This is a genomic window from Vibrio sp. 10N.222.49.C9 (assembly GCF_041474985.1).
Lineage (GTDB): Bacteria > Pseudomonadota > Gammaproteobacteria > Enterobacterales > Vibrionaceae > Vibrio > Vibrio crassostreae_C.
Map to the genome: position 1 here is coordinate 1 of NZ_JBFRVD010000455.1, position 253 is coordinate 253.

Genomic DNA, 253 nt, shown 5'->3' on the forward strand with positions numbered 1-253 from the left:
CAGTAGTTGAGTTTAAGTAGGAGTGAGGTTACGCAAGCGCGGTTGGTTCATATCAAAGAAACTGCTCTGGATATGATTGACGCTCGCAGCGTAGATGCCATTACCATGTATGAAGTGGCTAAGGAAGCTCAGGTATCTCCATCAACGATCTATTATCACTACCCGAATATTGAGGCGCTGTTCTGTGATTTGCAGAGGGATATTTTCACTCAATTTAGTAGGGTAATAGACTCTGCTTTATTGGGAATAGACG

Annotated in this window: 1 protein-coding gene; it reads left to right on the plus strand. The window is 43.1% G+C overall.

Annotation, left to right across the window (positions count from 1 at the left end):
* Positions 1-72: 72 nt before the first annotated feature.
* The coding region (locus tag AB4585_RS23960) for a TetR/AcrR family transcriptional regulator (protein ID WP_372171253.1) at positions 73-253 on the plus strand (181 nt) is incomplete at its 3' end.